This window comes from Streptomyces sp. DvalAA-43, from assembly GCF_900091725.1.
Lineage (GTDB): Bacteria > Actinomycetota > Actinomycetes > Streptomycetales > Streptomycetaceae > Streptomyces > Streptomyces pulveraceus.
Genome location: NZ_FMBW01000006.1, coordinates 39202 through 57506, shown reverse-complemented (window position 1 = coordinate 57506; position 18305 = coordinate 39202). Strand labels below are relative to the sequence as shown.

The following is an 18305-nucleotide window of genomic DNA, read 5'->3' as shown; positions in this document are numbered from 1 at the left end:
TCGTCCCCGCCTGGTTCGGCCGTCCTGGCCGAACCAGGCGGCACAGCCGGTGAGCAGGGTGGTCAGGATGCCGGTCAGGTGGAGTTCGGCATCGGCAACAGAGTGGGACAGCCCGGGGTCGCTCTCGTGGAAGGCGCGCAGCTTGTGCCGGGGGCAGCCATCGGCCACAGGGCGCCCGCCATCGAGGAGGCGGTCGTCACGACTGCTCGTGCCTGGTCGGCTTCGAGCGATGTGATCGCGCAGAGCGTGTCGGCGATCCGCTCGACCTCGGCGATCATGCCCTTCTCGAACGTCTGGACGGGGTCGATGGAGACGTTGCGGCACGTGTTCAGAAGCGCTTCTGCTCGGAGATCCCCGTGCCGCGCGTCGTGGCGCCCGGCGCCGACAGCGGACAGGCCGCCGTCGGCGCCGGGCGCCGGTCGGTCACAGCCCTTGCCGGGTGCCCGGTGTGGCTGGATCCGCCTGCGTGGCCGCGCTGTTGATCACGAACTGCGAGCCGGGTTCGACCAGGACGTCCCCATCGCGCGAGTCGGTGATCTTCATGTTGCTGAGCGTCGCGCTGCCGCGCGCGCCGCCCATAGCGAGGATGCCGGAGCCGTTGTTGGACTTGGAGATCGTCACGTTGCTGATCTTCACGTCCGGGACGGCGCCGCCGCCCGTCTTGAACTGGATGCCGTCGTACGTCGAGTCCTGGATGTCGGTGTCGCGGATCACTACGCCGGGGATGTCCGGGCCCTGTGCGAACAGGGTGATCGCACCGAACTCCTGGTCCTCGTTCCAGAACGCCCCGCCGGTGCGGTAGAGCCCGTTGTTCGCGATCAGGGTCTGCCCGGAGAAGGGCAGCGGGTCGTGGTCGGTCGCGAGCATGATGCCCGGGTAGTTCATGGTGTCGTAGACCAGGTTGTTCTCGATCTTGTTTCCGTACCCCCCGTACACGGCTATGCCGTTGGCGCGCCAGGGCAGCTGCACCGTGTTGTTGCGGAACACGTTGTCGTGACCGATGTCGGCGGACTGGTCCTTGACGTACTTGTTGGCCCACACCGCCATCGCGTCGTCGCCGGTGTTGCGGAACGAGGAGTTGAAGACGGTGGAGTTGCGGGTGCCGTTGGTGAAATTGACGCCGTCGGCGTAGGTGTTGCGGATGCGCACGCCGCTGAACTCCAGGCCGTCGCCCGGTCCCCACAGCTCGGGGATGTTGCTGTAGTCGCGGCCGACCCAGGCGGCGACGTTGGCGTGCTCGATCCACACGTTGATGATCTTGGTGTTCTTGCCGAAGCGGCCGTTGAGACCGACGCCGCCCTCCGCGTTGCCGTCGCCGCCACGGATGGTGCCCGAGCCGAAGATGGCGATGTCGGAGATCTTGGTGTTGTCGTCGATGTCGAAGCCGAAGTTCCCCTCGTGCGGGTGGTTGATGCCGCCCGCGTTCTGCGGCGGGATGAGGGAGTACAGCTGGGAGTGCCACATGCCGGCGCCACGGACAGTCACGTTCCGGATGCCGACCTGGTTGTACTCGCCCCGGTCCTGCGGGTCGTCGGTGAGGATCTTCTTCTCCTGGCGCCACTGCCCGGCCGGGATCCACACGCAGTCGATGTCACCGTTCTGGTCGGCGGTCACGGCCCTCTGAATCGCGTCCGCGTCGTCGATCCCGTCACCGGGGACCGCGCCGTACTCGGTGATCGAGGTGCACTCCGCGGGCTTGCTCGCCGCCGGGGCCACCTGCTCCAGATCTATCAGGTCGACCATGTAGTACGCGGCGTCGTCACCGGCGTCGCGCTGCAACCGGAACGTGGTGCCCTGCGGATAGGTCTGCGCAAGCAGCGCGTGCGACTCGTCGAACAGCCGCCGCGCGTCCCCGCCGGGGGTGTTGGTCAGGCCCTCGGGCTGGTCGGTGTTCCCGTACAGCCAGCTGTGCTTGGAGGAAAGCGTCAGCTTCTGCACGAACTTCCCGTCGACGTACAGGCTCAGCGTCTTCTCCTGTCCGCCGCCGCCCGGCGCGTCGGGGATGGAGTTGCGCACGACGATCGAGTTGGCCGCACTCGTCGAGGTGAACTCCACGTACTGGCCGGTCGAGTCGAGACGCACCGACTTGCGGCCCGAGGACTCGGTGGCGAAGCTGGTGTGTCCGAAGGTGCGCTCGGCATCGGTCTCCAGGAGTGTGCCGTCGTACTTCCCGTCCTCCGCCTCGTACTCGACATACGGCAACGCCGCGCCCCGGCCGACCACGATGGACCGCGCGAAGACGTTGTTGTCCTCGTTCGTCTCGTCGACGAGGCCGGTGGCGTCGGCGGCAGCGGTGAGCGTGGCGCCGCCACTGGTGGCGGACCAGCTGCCGCCGATGGCGACGGTAGCGCTCTCCCCCGCGTCGAGGGCGGGCGTGGTGCCGTTCAGCGTCGCGCCGCCCACGGTCAGCCGGGTCACCGAGCCGGCGGCGACCGCGCTGGTGCCGCGGTTGTGGACCTTCACCGTGAACGTGACGACCGAGCCGACCGCGGGGCTCGCCGGGTTCGAGGTGATGCCGGTGACCTCCAGGTCGGGTCCCGGACTCTGACTGATCGTCAATTTATCGGCGGCTGTAAGGCTGTTGTTGTCGTTGTCCTGCTCGACGACGGTGTCGCGCGGGTCCACCACCGCGGACACGGTGTAACTGCCCTGCGCCCGTTTGCCGATGGAGACCGGGACCGTGACCGACGCTCCGGCGTCCAGCGCACCCACTTCGGCGCTCCCCGCGACCGATCCGCCCACGCCGACATCGACGGTGGTGGCGGCCGAGGCCGCCGACCCGATGTTGCGCACCCTGGCGTGGACAGTGACGACATCGCGCTCACTGGGCTGCGCGGGCTCCCATGCCAGGGCGGATACGGTCAGGTCGGGGTTGGGGGCGGCGGTGCCGTTGACCTGGAACTCGGCGATCTGGGCGCCGTACCCGGAGGTGTTGGAGTGGATCCTCAGCTGGAGGTCGGCGTAGCGACCTGACACCGGAATCGTCACGGTGTTCTGGTTGGCGCCCGGAGCGAAGGTGTAGTCCGTGCGTACCTTCACCGTGCTGAAGCCGTCGGCCGCCTGGGCGCGCCCGAGTACTTCGATGCTCTGTGTGCGTTGCGCCCAGGCCGGGTCGGGGTTGAGCTTGAGTACGACGGAGTCGAGGTCGGCGTCGGCGCCGAGTTTGACGGTGAGCGTCGCCGGGGTGGCGCTCGACTCCCAATAGGTGCTCGTGCTGCCGTCGTTGGCGTTCGTCGCCACGTAGTTCTGCGTGGTCGAGGACGCCTCGACCGGTTTGTTCAGTGCCAGGTTCGCGGCCGCCGCGGCCGCTGCCGTTGCCCCGTGGGCAGCGACGGGCACCAGTCCGAAGGCGATCAGTGCGGCGCCCAGCCAGACGGCGAGGTGCCGCAGGCTCCGTTGTCTGAGTCTCACTGTGGTCCTCTCGGTGTAGGGGTGGGGCGGTCGGCTCAGTTCAGGTACGCCTCCAGCTCGCTGAGCTGGGCTGCGGGCCAGCCCGTGTTCGCGGTCACGTGGACCCGCAGATAGCGCGTGGCGGCGGTCGACGCGGGCAGGTCGACGGTCACCGAGTTGCCGGTCGCCGGATCGAATCGGTAGTCCTTGGAAGCGGCGACTGTGCCGAAGGTGGAACCGTCGGTGCTGCCCTGAAGCGACAGGGTCTGGGTCCTGGCCTCCCATGCGGCGGCAGGCGGCAGCTTCAGGACGACGCGCCGGACGGCCTGCGCCGAGCCCAGGTCCACGGTGATCGCCTGGGGGAAGGCGTTGTTGGCGGATTCCCAGTACGTGCTCCCGTCGCCGTCGACCGCCTTGCCGGGGGTGTACACGTCGGTGGAGCCGGTCGCGGTGGTGGTCCGGCCCTTGGCGAGGTTGCGGTCCGGGTCGGGATCGGGGTTGCCACCGCCCGGCTGGGGCCAGGTGGAGCAGTCGCCCCAGGTGCTGTCCCAGCCGGAGTTGCCGCCGCCGTCGGTGAGTGCGAAGGTGCCGGAACCCGCCGGATAGGGGCAGTTGTAGATGCCGGCCGCGCCGACGCCGGTGGCCGTGACATTCGCCATCGTGACGGCGCCGGGTGTCTCGGCCTGGACAACGACCGTGCCGGTCCTGTCGACGGTGGAGCCGTCGACCGTGAGGTTCTTGACGGCCTTGCCGGTGCCGCCGCCGGAAACGAACTCGTAGGCGCTGTAGGGGCTGTCCCTGATGGTGGTATTGGTGATCCGGACATTGGCCTCGATGGCGCTGTCGTACGCGTCCACACGCAGCGCGCCCATCGGGTGGCCCCAGTTGGGGTTCATGGCGCCGGTGCGCACCAGCGTGTTCCCGGAGACCGTGATGGTGCCGGCGAGGGGGAGGAAGGGGTCGAGGAACTTCTGGTTGGAGATGGCGATGCCGCTGCCCAGCGCGTTGGTGTCCTGGACCAGGTTGTCCTTGACGGTGATGTCGCGGCCGCCGTAGATCGCGATGCCGTTGGCCAGGTTGGGCTGCGAGATCGTGTTGTGCTCGAAGGTGTCGTCGCTGTTGGTGGTGTTGAGCGACCACATGGCGAGCGAGTCATCGCCCTGGTTACGCAGGAAGTTGTTGCGTACGGTGACGCCCTTGGCCGTGCCGTTGAGGTTGAGGCCGTCGGCGGTGGTGTCGAGGATGCGGTTGTCCTCGACGACGAGGTTGTCGTTGTTGCCGGTCAGCCACAGGCCGACCTTGAGGTGCTGGATCCACATCCCTGAGACGCTGGAGCCGGGCCCCAGCGAGCCGTTGACGAAGTTGTCCGGGTTGCTGTCGACGCGTTCGGTGACCTCGCCGATGACCGCGAAGTCCTTGAGGTGCACCTTGCCCGCCGAGTTCGTCTGGTTGATGAACCGCGAGGAGTGCACCACCGAGTGCCAGCTGCCCGCGCCCTGGATCGTCACGTTCTCCACGCCGCTCAGCTCTGAGCCCAGCCTGAATTCGCCCGGCGGGATCCACACCGTGCCGCCGCTCGATTTCGCGGCGGCGATGGCGTCGCGGAAGCCCTGCGTGGAGTCCTGTGCACCGGTGGGGTCGGCGCCCTTGTCGACGACGGAGATGGCGCCGAACGGGGCGGTGGCGGCGGCCTCGACCTGCTCGAAGTCGGCGACATCGACGGTCACCTGGGGCGAGGCGGCCTCCAGTTTCACCGTGTCGCCGACCTGCAAGTCACGGCCGAGCAGCAGACGGGCGTTGTCGAAGAAGTGGTGCGTCTTCGCACCGGCGATCCAGGGGGTGTCGACGTAGCTGTACTTGGAGGTGAGCGCCAGGGACGCGGCGAGCTTGGTGCCGTTGACGTAAACGGCAAGTGAACCGGTCTGCCCGTCGGGCACGTTGTAGGCGACATTCACGGCATTGGCCGCCGACGTCAGGGTGAACTCGACGCTCTGGCCCGCGTTCAGACGCACGGCCCGCCGGCCCGAAGCCTCGGAGGCGAGGGTGCCCTGGGCGTAATCGGGGCCGATCTTCTGGCCCGTGGTGGGAGCGGATTCCGCCTCGGCCGAGGTGAAGGGGAGCGTGGCACCGACTGCGGCCGACCTGGGTGCGGGGTCGCGCTGGGCGAAGGCCGGGCCGGTGGCGCCCAGGACGCTCCCCACGAGCGCGACCGCTACCGCGAGGACGGACGAGCGGCGCAGTGCTCCGCGGCCCGGTGTTCCACCTGGCGCGTACATGACATGCATATTCATCTCCGGTGCACCTTCCTGAGGGGGGTCGGGGGTGGCAGGAGCGGCGCCCACTCAAGCATTGCCGCCATATGATCACAAGATGTCGGTCATGCATTGAAAATAATTGACAGCCTTACGAAGTAACCGACCGGCCCATGCCCCACCACGTGATGTCACTGCACAATCGGATGGAACACGACATTTCGACGCATCCGAGCTGTCGCACACCAGTTGAAATTTTGCAAATCTGCATCGGAATCTTGCGGGCATCTGTCCGTCGCCCTATCGTGACGGCACCCATCAGAGCTGCGCTCGGGCGTCACCCCAGAGGAGCCGTAATGAAGCCCCGTAACCTCGCGATCCTTCTGACGACAGGTCTCGCATTCACCGCCACGGCCTGCGGCAGTGGCACGGGCTCCGACGCCGGAGGCGACACCACGATCACCGTGGCATGCCAGCCGGCGAAGACCGCGCCGAAGCTGCGCAAGGCCTGGACCGACGATGTCGCCACGTTCGAGAAGGCGCACCCGGGTGTGAAGGTCAAGAGCACCGACCAGCAGCCCTGCTTCGACCCGAAGACCTTCGCCGCGAAGCTGGCCGGTGGGCAGATGGAGACGGTCTTCGTGGTGCCGGTGACCAACTACGCCGACGTGATCGCCAAGAAGCAGGCGAAGGACATCACGAGCTCGGTCGGCCTGGTGAAGAACTACAAGGACATCAAGCAGGACGTCCGGGACATGGTCGCCGAGAACGGCAAGGTCTACGGCATCCCCAACGTCAGCTACACCGTGGGCCTCGTCTACAACCGCGCCCTGTTCACCAAGGCCGGTCTCGACCCCGACTCCCCGCCCAGAACGTGGGACGAGGTCCGCGCCGCTGCGAAGAAGATCGCTGATCTGGGCGACGGATACGTCGGGTACGGCGAGTACGGCGGTGGCAACACCGGCGGCTGGCACTTCGCACAGGCTCTGTTCAGCCGCGGCGGAGAGATGGTCCAGGGCGGCAAGCCCGCGTTCAACAGCCCCGAGGGCAAGGCCGTGCTGCAGACCCTGCATGACATGCGCTGGGAGGACCACAGCACGGGCAGCAAGGTGCTGATCGGCTGGGAGTCGCTGATGCAGCAGATGGCGGCCGGAAAGACAGGCATGATGCTCGGCGCGCCGGACGTCGTCTCCGACGTGATCCAGAAGTTCCAGGGCAAGCCCGAGGACTACGGCATCACCGGCATACCCGACGGCAAGGCGTCACTGACCGGCGGCGAGGCCTACATGATCAACCCGAAGGCGAGCGCGGCGCAGACCAAGGCGGCGCTGCAGTGGATCGACTTCGAGTTCAACACCCCGGGCAAGGGCCGCTTCGATTTCGCCCGCGGTAAGGCCAATGGCGAGGCCGTCGGTGTGCCCAACAACGACTACATGGGCGATTCCGCGACCGGCAAGGCCCTCGCCGAGCAGCGCAAGGCGAACGCCGCCCTCCCGGTCGCGAACTACGAACCGTACGTCACCGGGGCGGCCGGCATCGCGCCCAGGCTGGAGCCGGCGAAGGCCCAGGAACTCTACGCGGTGCTGGACGTGGCCATGTCCGCGGTGCTGACCCGGGAGAGCGCCGACGTCGACCAGCTGCTCGCGGATGCCGAGTCCAAGGCGAACTCGATTCTGGCCAGGAGCTGACGGTAGAGGACCCGGGGTGCCGCGACATCGCGGCACCCCGCGTCGGCCCCGCGTCGACGCCCTGGGCCGGGAACGGGAGATCACGATGGAAACACTCACCCTGGAGCCGCTAGAGCAGCGGCTCGCGCCGCGGCGCGGCAGACCACCGTCGAAGCGGCGCCGGGCGACGCGGCGGAACCTGACGTCGTACGGATTCCTGTGCGCCGCGCTGTTCTGCTTCGCGATGTTCGCGTGGTGGCCGATCATCAAGGAAGTCCTGCTGAGCTTCCAGCAGACCAACCTCGTCGACAAACCGTCGTGGGTGGGCCTGGAGAACTTCCGTACGGTCATGGACGATCCGGCGTTCGGCCAGGCCTGGCGCAACACCCTCGTGTTCACGCTGCTGGCCCTGGTGTGCGGCTACGTGGTGCCGTTCGCCGTCGCGATCGTCCTGAACGAGCTACGGCACGCGCGCGCGTACCTGCGGTTCGTGGTCTATCTGCCCGTGATGCTGCCGCCGATCGTTTCGGTGCTGCTGTTCCGCTGGTTCTACGATCCGGGGCCGGGCCTGTTCAACCAGGCCCTGGACTCCGTGGGGCTGCCGGGCCTGTCGTGGCTGGACTCCACCAGTACCGCGCTGATCTCCCTGGTGATCGTCTCCACCTGGATGAACCTCGGTTCCGGCGTGCTGATCTACCTGGCGGCACTGCAGAACATCCCTGGTGACCTGTACGAGGCCGCGGAGCTCGACGGCGCGGGCATCCTCAAGCGGATCCGGCATGTCACGATCCCGCAGACGCGACTGATCCTGATGCTGATGCTGATGCTCCAACTCGTCGCCACCATGCAGGTGTTCATCGAACCGTACATGCTCACCGGAGGCGGCCCGGAGAACGCGACGGTCACCGTCGTCTACCTCATGTACCAGTACGCCTTCGTCTACGGCGGCAACTACGGGGCCGGCAGCGCGCTCGGCCTGATGCTCATGATCGTCCTGCTGGCGGTCGCCGCGGTTCAGCTCCGTCTGACCCGAGAGGAGAAGTAGGCCCATGCTGAACGCCACCGCCCGCCCCGAGAAGGCGACGAAGTCCCCCACGCCGGTACCGGACCTGCGGCACAAGAAGCCGGGGAAACGCCGGGGCGCCTGGGCCGACGGTCATGCCCGGACCATCGTCTCGCCGCTGGAGCTGAAGTCCCGCTGGGGCCGGAGAATCTACTGGGTGCTGCTCACGGCCGTCGTGGTCGTGTTCACCCTGGTGTTCGTCTTCCCTCTGTACTGGATGGTCACCGGGGCAATGAAGACGGGCGAGGAGATCGCCCGGATGCCGCCCAGTCTCTTCCCCGAATCACCCGACCTCTCCGTCTTCGCGGACGCCTGGGAGCTCTTCGACATCGGGACGCTGCTGAAGAACACGCTGTTCTACGCCGGCGGCGCCTGGCTGTTCGCGCTCGCGGTGGACGTCTCCGCCGCCTACGCACTGTCCAAGCTGCGGCCGATGTTCGGCAATGTGATCCTGGCTGGCATGCTGGCCACGCTGATGATCCCGCCGATCGTCGTGATGATCCCGGCGTACATCACCGTCACCGATGTGCCGGTCTTCGGCTGGCATCTGCTCAACTCGCCCTGGGCGATCTGGTTCCCGGTGGCCGCCAACGGCTTCAACGTCTTCCTGCTGAAGCGCTTCTTCGACTCGATCCCGAACGAACTCCTGGAAGCAGCGGAGATCGACGGCGTGCCGCCGTGGCGCGTCCTCGTCTCGATCATCCTGCCGATCTCCCGGCCCATCCTCGGGGTGGTTTCCATCTTCACCGTCGTCGCGGTCTTCAAGGACTTCGTCTGGCCGCTGCTCGTCCTTCCCGACAGCGAGAAGATGACCATCAGCGTGGGCCTGTCCCAGACCGCGGGAGCGGTGACGCAGAACCAGATCATGGCCGGGCTCGTGATCGCGAGCGTCCCGATGATCATCGTGTTCTTCCTCTTCCAGCGCAGCATCATGGCCGGCCTGACCGCCGGAAGTCTCAAGGGCTGACCGAGCCCGCACCCGCCATCACCACGAAGCACTCCGCCACCGGTCCGCCTTTCCATGCCCCGCACCGTCCGGCGACGGAGTCCCACCTGCCCGAAAGGACCGTCCCGTGGCAGCTGTTCCCTCGTCTCCTTCAACTCGTGCCGACGACTGGTGGCGCGACGCCGTCATCTACCAGGTGTACCCCCGGAGCTTCGCGGACGGGGACGGAGACGGTGCCGGGGACCTGGCGGGGGTCCGCGCCCGTCTGCCCTATCTCGCCGAACTCGGCGTCGACGCCGTGTGGTTCACCCCCTGGTACCTCTCCCCGCTGGTGGACGGCGGCTACGACGTGGCCGACTACCGCACCATCGATCCGGCCTTCGGTGCCATCGAGGAAGCCGAGAAGCTGATCTCGGAGGCCGCCGACCTCGGTATCCGGACCATCGTCGACATCGTCCCGAACCATGTCTCCGACCAGCACGCCTGGTTCCGGGCCGCTCTGGCGGCCGGACCCGGCAGCCCCGAGAGGGAGCTCTTCCACTTCCGGCCCGGCGGCGGCGAGCACGGTGAAGTCCCGCCGAACGCCTGGCCGTCACAGTTCGCCGGGACCACCTGGACCCGGGTCCCGGACGGCGAGTGGTACCTCCACCTGTTCGCCCCGGAGCAGCCCGACCTCAACTGGGCCCACCCCGCCGTCCACCGTGAGCACGAGGAGGTCCTGCGGTTCTGGTTCGAGCGCGGTGTGGCCGGGGTGCGCATCGACTCCGCAGCGCTGCTCGCCAAGCACCCGGACCTGCCCGACTTCGTCGAGGGCGTAGACCCGCACCCGTACATCGACCAGGACGAGCTCCACGACATCTACCGCTCCTGGCGGGCGATCGCCGACGAGTACGGCGGTGTGTTCGTCGGTGAGGTGTGGCTGCCCGACGCCGAGCGCTTCGCCCGCTATCTGCGCCCCGACGAGCTGCATACCGCTTTCAACTTCAACTTCCTGGCCTGCCCCTGGGACGCCGCGCGGCTGCGCCGCACCATCGACGACACCCTTGCCGAGCACGCCCCGGTAGGCGCCCCGGCCACCTGGGTACTGTGCAACCACGACGTGACCCGCACGGTCACCCGCTACGGCCGCGCCGACACCGGCTTCGACTTCGCGGCCAAGACCTACGGCACCACCACCGACCTCGCCCTCGGCACCCGGCGGGCCCGTGCCGCCGCCCTGCTCGCCCTCGCCCTGCCCGGCTCGGTCTACCTCTACCAGGGCGAGGAACTCGGTCTGCCCGAGGCGGAGATACCGCTCGACCGGGTCCATGACCCGATGCACTTCCGCTCCGGCGGCACCGACCCGGGTCGCGACGGGTGCCGGGTGCCACTGCCGTGGGCCGCAGACGCCCCCGCCTACGGTTTCGGCTCGCGCGGTGAGCCCTGGCTACCGCAGCCCGCCGACTGGGGACGGTACGCCGTCGACCGCCAGGAGAACGACCCGGAGTCGATGCTCACCCTCTACCGCACGGCGCTGCTGCTGCGCCGGACCCTTGCGGGCTTCGGCGACGGCCCGATGACCTGGCTGCCGTCGCCGGACGGGGTGCTGGCCTTCGCGCGCACGAACGGCCTGGTCTGCGTGGTGAACCTGGCCGACCGGCCCACGGATCTCCCGTCCCACGAACGGCTGATACTGGCCAGCGGACCGCTCGACGGACAGGGGCGGCTGCCGGGCGATACTGCGGCGTGGTTGCAGATATGAGCATGGCCGGACGCAAATTGCGTACAATATTTGCGCTATTCTTGCGTTCATGACACGACGACTTGCTCAGGTTGCCAAGAAGGTGGGGGTCAGCGAGGCGACGGTCAGCCGTGTCCTCAACGGGAGGCCCGGTGTCTCCGAGGCAACACGGCAGTCCGTCCTCACCGCGCTGGACGTCCTCGGGTACGAGCGGCCGACGCAGCTGCGCGGCGAGCGCGCCCGGCTCGTCGGCCTCGTCATACCCGAGCTGCAGAATCCGATCTTCCCCGCGCTCGCGGAGGTCATCGGGGGTGCGCTGGCACAACGCGGACTCACACCCGTGCTGTGCACGCAGACCAAGGGCGGCGCCGCCGAGGCGGACTACGTGGACCTCCTGCTCCAGCAGCAGGTCTCCGGGGTGGTCTTCGCCGGCGGGTTCTTCGCGCAGGGCGACGCACCCCACGGCCACTACCAGCTGCTGGCCGAGCGGAAGATCCCGGTCGTCCTCATCAATGCGATGGCTGAAGGGCTCGACTTCCCGTGCGTCGCGTGCGACGACATCGTCGCCGTCGAGCAGGCGTGGCGCCATCTCGCCTCGCTCGGGCACCGGCGCATCGGTCTCGTGCTCGGGCCGCGCGACCACGCTCCGTCCCGCCGCAAGCTGGACTCCGCCCAGGCGATGGCGCGAGCTGCGGGCACGGAGCTGACCGACGAGTTCGTCGAGCGATCGATCTTCTCGCTGGAGGGCGGCCAGGCGGCCGGCACGCGTCTGCTGGAACGCGGGGTCACCGGCATCGTGTGCGGCAGCGACCCGCTCGCCCTGGGGGTGATCCGGGCGGCGCGCCGGCGCGGGCTCAATGTCCCACGCGACGTGTCGGTCGTCGGCTTCGACGACTCCTTGTTCATGAACTGCACGGACCCGCCCCTGTCGACGGTGCGGCAGCCCATCGAAGCGATGGGGCGCGCGGCAGTCGACCTGCTGTGCGCCCAGATCCAGGGCGGCGTCCACAACCACCCGGGCGAGCTCCTCTTCGAGCCGGAACTCGTCGTGCGCGGCTCGACCGCGCAGCCGGCGGGCGGCTGACGCGGCCGGGATCAGCTCGTACGGTACGGACACGTAGGGGTGCGTCGGACCAGGCCGGGCGGCTGGGCCATGCGATGTCGTCAACGGCGAGGAACGGCTGGCCGGCCAAGGTCGCGGGCGTTGCCCCGGTGAACGCCATGACGTCCCGATGCAGGTGCGACTGGTCGGCGTAGCCGGTGTCGGCCGCGAATCGGGCCGCACGTTCACCCGCGACCACGCGGTGGGCGGCATGGTCGAAGCGGACCAGCTTCACGGCGCGCTTGGGCGGCAGGCCGAGCTGCGACCGGAAACGGGACCACAGCCGTTTACGGCTCCACCCGACCTCGGCCGCCGGGCGAGCAGGGCGTCCGTCAACAAGAAGCGATCCTGCCACGACGCGACCTCGCCGATTTGCTCGCACATCCGTGATGCCTCCCGGCCCCACAAGTCACCCAGCGACACGACGGCGCCGTCGAGGTCGGCGGGGGAAGCGCCCAGGATCGCGCGTGCGATCACCGGGGACAGGCGTACCTGCACGCACTCGACGTTCACTCCCCACGCCCGGACCGCGCCTGCGGACCCCAGCCCGGGTCCGGCGACCATGCCGTGCTCGAAAGCCCGCATGTCCCCATGCTGAAGCGAGCCGGTCATGGGGAACATTCGTCCAATCCCCCGACGCGGACTGGCGGAGACAGTGGGCTCATGACTGTTTCTGACGGCGGTTCGTACGTGAACGGCGGCGCCGAGGCCGCTGAGAGTTCCACCCTGTCACTGGACGACGGCGACATCCACGTGTGCCGGGACGGCCCCCACGACTCCCCTGCACTCCTGCTCATTCACGGGTCCGCGTCCTCGACCCGCTCGTGGAACCCGATGGTTCCGTTGCTGACCGGGGCTCATCGCGTCATCCGGATCGACCTGCTCGGACACGGCCGGTCGGCCAAACCGGCCGACGGCAGCTATGCGATCCCGGACCAGGCACGTCGGGCCGGCGTGGCACTGGACCGGCTCGGCGTCGAGCACGCCGTGGTCGTCGGCCATTCCAGCGGCGGCGTGGTCGGGCCACCGCCCTGGCCGAGCAGCGGCCCGACCTGGTGACCGCACTGGCGCTCGTGAACACCGGCCCCAGCCTGGACGCCTCCATCGTTCCCGAGTCCGCCGCGGCCGGCCCCTCGCAGTGGCCGCCGACCGACGAACAGCTCCGGCGGATCGCGAGCACGGGGTTCAGCCGCGCGGGCTACCGGATCCCGGAAGAGCTCCTGGACGACGTACGCGGAATGACCCGGCACACGTTCATCACCACGATGGGGGCCACCCGCTCCTACCTGGAACAGCGGTCGCTGCCGGATCGGCTGACGGTCCTGGGCAAGCCGCTGCTGGTGATCTTCGGCGAGGAAGACCGCAGATGGCGATCCTCGTCCGCCTCCGATTACCGCGCCGTTCCGGGCGCGGAGATCGAGTACCTGCCCGGTCTCGGGCACTCGCCCCTGCTTGAGGATCCGCCGAGGACCGCCACTCCCCTGCTGGCCTTCACCGCGATCCACGCCGTTCGGGAGGTCTGAATGAGAACGAAGGGTGCCCGGCGAGTTCTCGTCTCCGGCGCAAGCATCGCCGGTCCGGTTCTGGCCCACTGGCTCACCAGGCACGGCTTTTCCTTCACCGTTGTCGAACGCGCGCCGGCTCTGCGCAGGACCGGCGGCCACGCGGTCGACCTGTTCCGGCCCGCGATGAACATCTCGGAGAAAATGGGTGTGCTCCCGCGTATCGAGGAGCGGGCCACGGGCACGAACCGAATGACCGTCTACCGGGAGGGCTCACGGCGTCCCGTTCGGGCGGACCTCGCCAAGGTCTTCGGCGCCGCCTCCGACCGGCACGTGGAGATCATGCGCGACGACCTGAGCGAGATCTACTGCGACGCCGCACGCGACGACGTCGAGTACGTCTTCGGCGACTCGATCACCGCGATCTCGCCCGACGGAGAGGTGCGGTTCGAGAACGCCGCGCCGCGCCGCTTCGATCTCGTCGTCGGCGCGGACGGGCTGCACTCCAACGTGCGCCGCCTCGTCTTCGACGAGGAGTCCCGCCTCAACTCCTTCATCGGGGCCTACCTCGGGGTGCTGACCCTGCCGAACTTCTCCGGCCTCGACGGCGAGCTCGTCATCCACGTCGGCGTCGGTCGCACCGCCGGCATGTACGGCGCGCGGCACCTCGGCGACGCGCGGGCGCTGTTCCTGTTCCGGAGCGAGCGCGAGCTCGACTACCACCACCGCGACGTGCCCCGGCAGAAGGAGCTGCTGCGCGGTGCGTTCGCCGGTATGCACACCCAGGTGGACCGCTGGCTGGACGAGCTCGACCGCACCCCGGCGTTCTACTTCGATTCGATCACCCAGCTCCACATGGACACCTGGTCGCAGGGCAGGGTGACGCTCGTCGGCGACGCGGGCTACTGCCCCGGTCCGGCCGTAGGCGGCAGCACCAGCCTGGCCGTCGTCGGCGCGTACGTCCTCGCCGGAGAGCTGGCACGAGCGGGCGGCGACCACGAGCGCGCCTTCCCCGCCTACTAGCGCGTGATGGCGGAGCATGTGCACGGCAGCCGCGCGGTCGCGCTGAGCGCGGCGAAGACTCTGATCCCCACATCCCGCCTCGGTGTGTGGGGACTGGCGCAGGGCGCACGCCTGATCTCCTCCCTGCCTGCGGGCCCCAGCCGTGCCCTCGTTCGCCTCACCACCAGGAGCGCGCGCCTCTACAACTCCGTGACCGTCGATGACTACCCGCCGTCGCCCGCCGCATCAGGGGGCCGGGGTGGCCTCGCGGTGGAGTGAGGAGGAAACGGTGCGCTTCCTCGGAGTGCGACCACCAGGCGGTCAAGATCCACAGGACACAGCCATGACCGCCCGAACTGTCCTGAGCTGAGCGCTCTTGCCGGTGATACGGGGGGTCACGCGCTCACTCGCGTCGCGCCGTGCTGATGGGGCTACGCGTGCGGGCCGCTGATTTCCGGTGGCCCGGGTCGTGGCTGCGCGGGCGGCCGGCTTCGACGGCGACGGCGGCCCGGGGAGCAGCCCGATCGACGTCGGCGCCACTCCCCTTCCTTCTCCTACTCTTGGGCCCGCCTGGACAGCAGCCACCCACCGAGCAGCACCGCGCATGCCCCGAGGGTCAGCAGCCCACCCGTGAGGAAGGTGCCGCGTACGTCGGCGAGTGGCAGGATCAGTCCCCCGAGCGCGGCGCCCGCCGCGATACCGGCATTGTAGAAACCGGAGCTGGCCGCGAGTGCGATATCGGTGCGGCCCGGCGCGCAGAGCAGCATGGCGTTCTGGGTGGTCATGAACACCGGCCCGAGTGCCCCGCCCATCAGCACCAGGAACACCACCGCCGCCACCGTGTCGGTCCCGGCCGCGTACAGGCCCAGCATGCCCACTGCTTGCGTGGCCACGGCAGTGGTCAGCGCGGCATACGGAAAGCGGTCCAGCAACGTCCCGGTGATACTCACCCCGGCCAGGCACGCAACACCGAACCCCACGAGCAAGGCGGTGACCGTGGTCGGGGGAAACCCACTCACGTCGCGCAAGAACTTCGCGATGTAGGTGTATGCAGGCGCTACTCGAAGGCGGTGTGCACGGCCTGCTGCGCTCGTTACGGTCGGTTGCGCAGTGGCGGTCTCCCGTCCTACACGCGCCCTACCCGGTTGACCGGGATCTGTATCTGGGCGGGCGCGGCCTGCATTTGGTGCCTTCGTGATTCTGCTGGCGAACACCCGTGGCCCTGGCCGACCCGGAGCTGCCGCCTGTGCTCATCTGCCCGATCCAGCACACCTACATGGATTTTGCCTGTCCAACTGTCCGGAGCCAGAGACAAGAGACTCTGTCGAATTTACTGGGCGCCACACTGTGCCGGGTCCTGACGCGTACCGCGAAGACTTGACTCAGCAGCAGCTCCGCACCGGCCGTTGGCAATCGGATGACGACGTTGCTTCCGCCACCGCGCTGACGAACCGGGAGAGCCAATCGGGCACGACTCCGGTTCTGTCGAATGCTTCGGCAGTATGCCGTGTTCTTCTCGGACGCGGCGGATCCGTGCGCTCGGGGCATGGTGTAGGCAGGACTTTCAGTTGGCTGCGGCAGGGATCGTGCGGAAGACCGGTTCTCCCTTGCGCAGGCGTTCGAAGAGGAGTTCCCGGTAAAGGTGTTCCTCCTCCTCGTCCTCGTCGTTGGCGAATACCTCGTCGACGAGTAGTTCCCTCAGTACCTCCTGCACACCTTTTCCATATCCCTGCTGATAGTGATCGGCGTCGAAGTACGTATTCGCTTGTACTACCGCGTCCGTGTGGTGCTCGTCGTCGATGACCAGTCGGGCACGGATGGTGCCCGCGCGGAGCATCCGATAGTGATAGTAGCCGTAAACGACTTCGGCCTCGATATCACCACCGACGGACATCGCTCCGTCGGTGTGCACCGCGCGGGCCCGCACATCACCGCCGATCGCGACAACGGAGTCAGGACCACTGTCGGCCAGAATGCCGCTGACTCTTAATGATCCGGTGACCACGAATTCGGCCGCCACATCCAGATTTCCATCCACCACGAGGTCCCCGTGATGGAAGAACGGGACATCCAAATCCTGATCACCGGTCAGAGCACGTTCCGTGCCGACGTCATCGCCGAGTATCTCCGCGCACAGTCCCGGGATCAAAGGGAGTCGATCGGGATCGTCATGGCAGCGCGGTCCGGAGACGAAATCCTCGAAGCTCTTGAATTCCGGCCGTACGAGTTCCGTCAACCATTCACTCTCGTCGGGGACTCCGGCGGCTGCGCGGGCTTCGGACATTCTGACCTGTCTTGCCGCGACGACCCGACGCGCGGCCACCATGTCGATGGGCAACGGCCCTGCCTTCATCGGCGGATGCCCGAAGCGGGCCGGCACGACCGCGGCCGGTGGCACATCCTCGCTGCCTCGCTGGGTCCGGACCGCATCGTGGAGTGGGGTACAACCGCCCTCATCGCGGGCTGACTTGTCCGCGCCGCTCTCGATCGAGGCGCTTACCTTGGGGGCCAGTCGCGAAGCATCAGCGGCCTGGGCGGCGCTCACAGCGGCAGCGGCAGCAAGGGATCGGTTCACGGGATCACTCATGGCCGGATTCTATGAGTGGCCTCTGACACCCACCCGCGTCGACAGGATCGGCCTTCGTCATCCCTGAATGGCCCGTGAGCGCGCGGCATACCGTTCGACGCGGAGGGCAGCGCCAGCCTGCCCAGCATGAGGGCGGCCCTCGGAGAACTCGCATTGCAGCGGAGAAATGAGAAACCCGTCGATTCCGTCATGGCTATGGCTTCACACCTATCACCAGCTCTTGTGTGAGGTGGTGCAGGCGCAGCGCGGCATCCAGGTCGAATGCCGGTCCCTTGAGGGGAAGCCGGCGCGATGCGCGGTAGGCGGTGCAGCGTTCGCCCGGCGGCTCGTCCAGGAGCCGGACCATCGGGGCGACGGCCTTCGTCACGGAGGTGGCGAACAGGGCGAACGCGGCCTTGGTGAGAACGCGCAGCGGAGCCGGGAGGTGGTTGGGCATGTCGGTCGACACCACGCCGGGGTTGTAGCCGACGTGGCTCACCGGGGAGTCGGCGTACAGCGCAGCGAAGGCCACGCCGAGCAGATCGTTGGCGCGGAAGGACTGCAGCGTGGCCTTGGTACCGCTGTAGCCGTGTGCCAATTGCGGGTCGTTCCAGTGGATCCGGCCCAGGGGGGTGCCTGGGGTGCCGACGTTCATGATGACCGGCCGCGGCGCGGACTCCAGCACCTTTCGCAGGCCGTGGCTGAGGACGTACCGGCTCAGGTACGCGAGGGCGAAGCTGTGCTCGAACCCTTCGGAGGTGACGGTGCGCGGGCCGAAGAGCCGGTACCGCTGGGCGCACAGGACGAGTTTGTCCACCGAGGGGCAGGTGCTCTCGATGGCCGTGACGAGTTCCTTGGCCGCGGCCACCGAGGTCAGGTCGGCCCGCAGGAAGACAGCGCGGTCCGCTGCCGAGACGGCTGCCGCCTCCGCCAGCAGAGCCTTCCCCTTCGCAGGCGTACTGCCCACGGCGACCACGCGGGCTCCTTGGCGCAGATAATGCACGGCGAGTCCTCTGCCGAGCCCGTCGGTTCCTCCGGTGATGACCACGGTCTGCATCCTTGACGTTCCTCCCCCTGCGAACTATCCGGATAGCA

At 68.2% G+C, this 18305-nt stretch carries 13 protein-coding genes and 2 pseudogenes; 8 read left to right on the top strand and 7 right to left on the bottom strand.

Annotated features, from left to right (window positions below):
- Nucleotides 1–74: 74 nt before the first annotated feature.
- From GA0115234_RS44215 to GA0115234_RS01545, 3 genes are all read right to left on the bottom strand, one after another.
- The gene (locus GA0115234_RS44215) at nucleotides 75–308 is read right to left on the bottom strand and encodes a hypothetical protein (protein ID WP_343335924.1); all 234 of its coding nucleotides are present in this window, start codon (nucleotides 306–308) and stop codon (nucleotides 75–77) included.
- Between the two features lie 115 nt (nucleotides 309–423).
- Nucleotides 424–3411 (bottom strand): CARDB domain-containing protein, encoded by a 2988-nt coding sequence (locus GA0115234_RS01550; protein WP_093538993.1) that lies wholly within the window; start codon nucleotides 3409–3411, stop codon nucleotides 424–426.
- Between the two features lie 35 nt (nucleotides 3412–3446).
- On the bottom strand, nucleotides 3447–5666 hold the full coding sequence (locus tag GA0115234_RS01545; RefSeq protein ID WP_093538992.1) for a discoidin domain-containing protein: 2220 nt from the start codon (nucleotides 5664–5666) through the stop codon (nucleotides 3447–3449).
- Nucleotides 5667–5998: 332 nt separating this feature from the next.
- Here GA0115234_RS01545 and GA0115234_RS01540 point away from each other — a divergent pair, with 332 nt between their 5' ends.
- The 5 genes from GA0115234_RS01540 (at nucleotide 5999) to GA0115234_RS01520 (ending at nucleotide 12122) form a co-directional block, all read left to right on the top strand.
- Nucleotides 5999–7330 carry an ABC transporter substrate-binding protein gene (locus GA0115234_RS01540; RefSeq protein ID WP_093538991.1) on the top strand — a complete coding sequence of 444 codons (1332 nt, stop codon included), beginning with the start codon at nucleotides 5999–6001 and terminating at the stop codon, nucleotides 7328–7330.
- Nucleotides 7331–7415: 85 nt separating this feature from the next.
- A complete protein-coding gene (locus GA0115234_RS01535) occupies nucleotides 7416–8354 on the top strand; it encodes a carbohydrate ABC transporter permease (RefSeq protein WP_237541009.1) in 939 nt (312 codons plus the stop codon).
- Between the two features lie 4 nt (nucleotides 8355–8358).
- Nucleotides 8359–9339: a carbohydrate ABC transporter permease gene (locus GA0115234_RS01530; RefSeq protein ID WP_093538990.1), complete on the top strand. Its 981-nt coding sequence runs from the start codon at nucleotides 8359–8361 to the stop codon at nucleotides 9337–9339.
- Nucleotides 9340–9445: 106 nt separating this feature from the next.
- A complete protein-coding gene (locus tag GA0115234_RS01525) occupies nucleotides 9446–11059 on the top strand; it encodes a glycoside hydrolase family 13 protein (RefSeq protein ID WP_093538989.1) in 1614 nt (537 codons plus the stop codon).
- Nucleotides 11060–11108: 49 nt separating this feature from the next.
- A complete protein-coding gene (locus tag GA0115234_RS01520) occupies nucleotides 11109–12122 on the top strand; it encodes a LacI family DNA-binding transcriptional regulator (protein ID WP_093538988.1) in 1014 nt (337 codons plus the stop codon).
- A gap of 58 nt (nucleotides 12123–12180) precedes the next feature.
- On the opposite strand, the pseudogene GA0115234_RS01515 reads toward GA0115234_RS01520, so the two are convergent.
- Nucleotides 12181–12704: pseudogene (locus GA0115234_RS01515) on the bottom strand (helix-turn-helix domain-containing protein); the annotation flags it as partial.
- Nucleotides 12705–12803: 99 nt separating this feature from the next.
- Between GA0115234_RS01515 and GA0115234_RS01510 the strand changes: the two are divergent.
- The 3 genes and pseudogenes from GA0115234_RS01510 (at nucleotide 12804) to GA0115234_RS43050 (ending at nucleotide 14923) form a co-directional block, all read left to right on the top strand.
- Nucleotides 12804–13663, top strand: a pseudogene (locus GA0115234_RS01510) (alpha/beta fold hydrolase).
- A complete protein-coding gene (locus tag GA0115234_RS01505; RefSeq protein WP_237541003.1) occupies nucleotides 13664–14665 on the top strand; it encodes an FAD-dependent monooxygenase in 1002 nt (333 codons plus the stop codon).
- A gap of 6 nt (nucleotides 14666–14671) precedes the next feature.
- Complete coding sequence (locus GA0115234_RS43050; RefSeq protein WP_237541002.1) at nucleotides 14672–14923, top strand: hypothetical protein; 252 nt, start codon at nucleotides 14672–14674, stop codon at nucleotides 14921–14923.
- A gap of 275 nt (nucleotides 14924–15198) precedes the next feature.
- Here the strand turns inward: GA0115234_RS43050 and GA0115234_RS01500 are convergent, their stop codons facing one another.
- The 3 genes from GA0115234_RS01500 to GA0115234_RS01485 all read right to left on the bottom strand — a co-directional run bounded on the left by GA0115234_RS01500 (nucleotide 15199) and on the right by GA0115234_RS01485 (nucleotide 18267).
- Nucleotides 15199–15624, bottom strand: a complete 426-nt coding sequence (locus GA0115234_RS01500; protein ID WP_370803753.1) for an MFS transporter — start codon at nucleotides 15622–15624, stop codon at nucleotides 15199–15201.
- A 584-nt stretch (nucleotides 15625–16208) separates the two neighbouring features.
- A complete protein-coding gene (locus GA0115234_RS41750; RefSeq protein WP_141718361.1) occupies nucleotides 16209–17231 on the bottom strand; it encodes a hypothetical protein in 1023 nt (340 codons plus the stop codon).
- Between the two features lie 193 nt (nucleotides 17232–17424).
- The gene (locus tag GA0115234_RS01485) at nucleotides 17425–18267 is read right to left on the bottom strand and encodes an SDR family NAD(P)-dependent oxidoreductase (RefSeq protein WP_093538985.1); all 843 of its coding nucleotides are present in this window, start codon (nucleotides 18265–18267) and stop codon (nucleotides 17425–17427) included.
- Nucleotides 18268–18305: the final 38 nt, after the last annotated feature.

Coding starts and splice junctions, on each gene's coding strand:
- GA0115234_RS01545 (WP_093538992.1), bottom strand. CDS start 5,666: ATGTACGCGCCAGGTGGAACACCGGGCCGCGGAGCACTGCGCCGCTCG.
- GA0115234_RS01540 (WP_093538991.1), top strand. CDS start 5,999: ATGAAGCCCCGTAACCTCGCGATCCTTCTGACGACAGGTCTCGCATTC.
- GA0115234_RS01535 (WP_237541009.1), top strand. CDS start 7,416: ATGGAAACACTCACCCTGGAGCCGCTAGAGCAGCGGCTCGCGCCGCGG.
- GA0115234_RS01530 (WP_093538990.1), top strand. CDS start 8,359: ATGCTGAACGCCACCGCCCGCCCCGAGAAGGCGACGAAGTCCCCCACG.
- GA0115234_RS01520 (WP_093538988.1), top strand. CDS start 11,109: ATGACACGACGACTTGCTCAGGTTGCCAAGAAGGTGGGGGTCAGCGAG.
- GA0115234_RS01505 (WP_237541003.1), top strand. CDS start 13,664: ATGAGAACGAAGGGTGCCCGGCGAGTTCTCGTCTCCGGCGCAAGCATC.
- GA0115234_RS43050 (WP_237541002.1), top strand. CDS start 14,672: ATGGCGGAGCATGTGCACGGCAGCCGCGCGGTCGCGCTGAGCGCGGCG.
- GA0115234_RS41750 (WP_141718361.1), bottom strand. CDS start 17,231: ATGAGTGATCCCGTGAACCGATCCCTTGCTGCCGCTGCCGCTGTGAGC.
- GA0115234_RS01485 (WP_093538985.1), bottom strand. CDS start 18,267: ATGCAGACCGTGGTCATCACCGGAGGAACCGACGGGCTCGGCAGAGGA.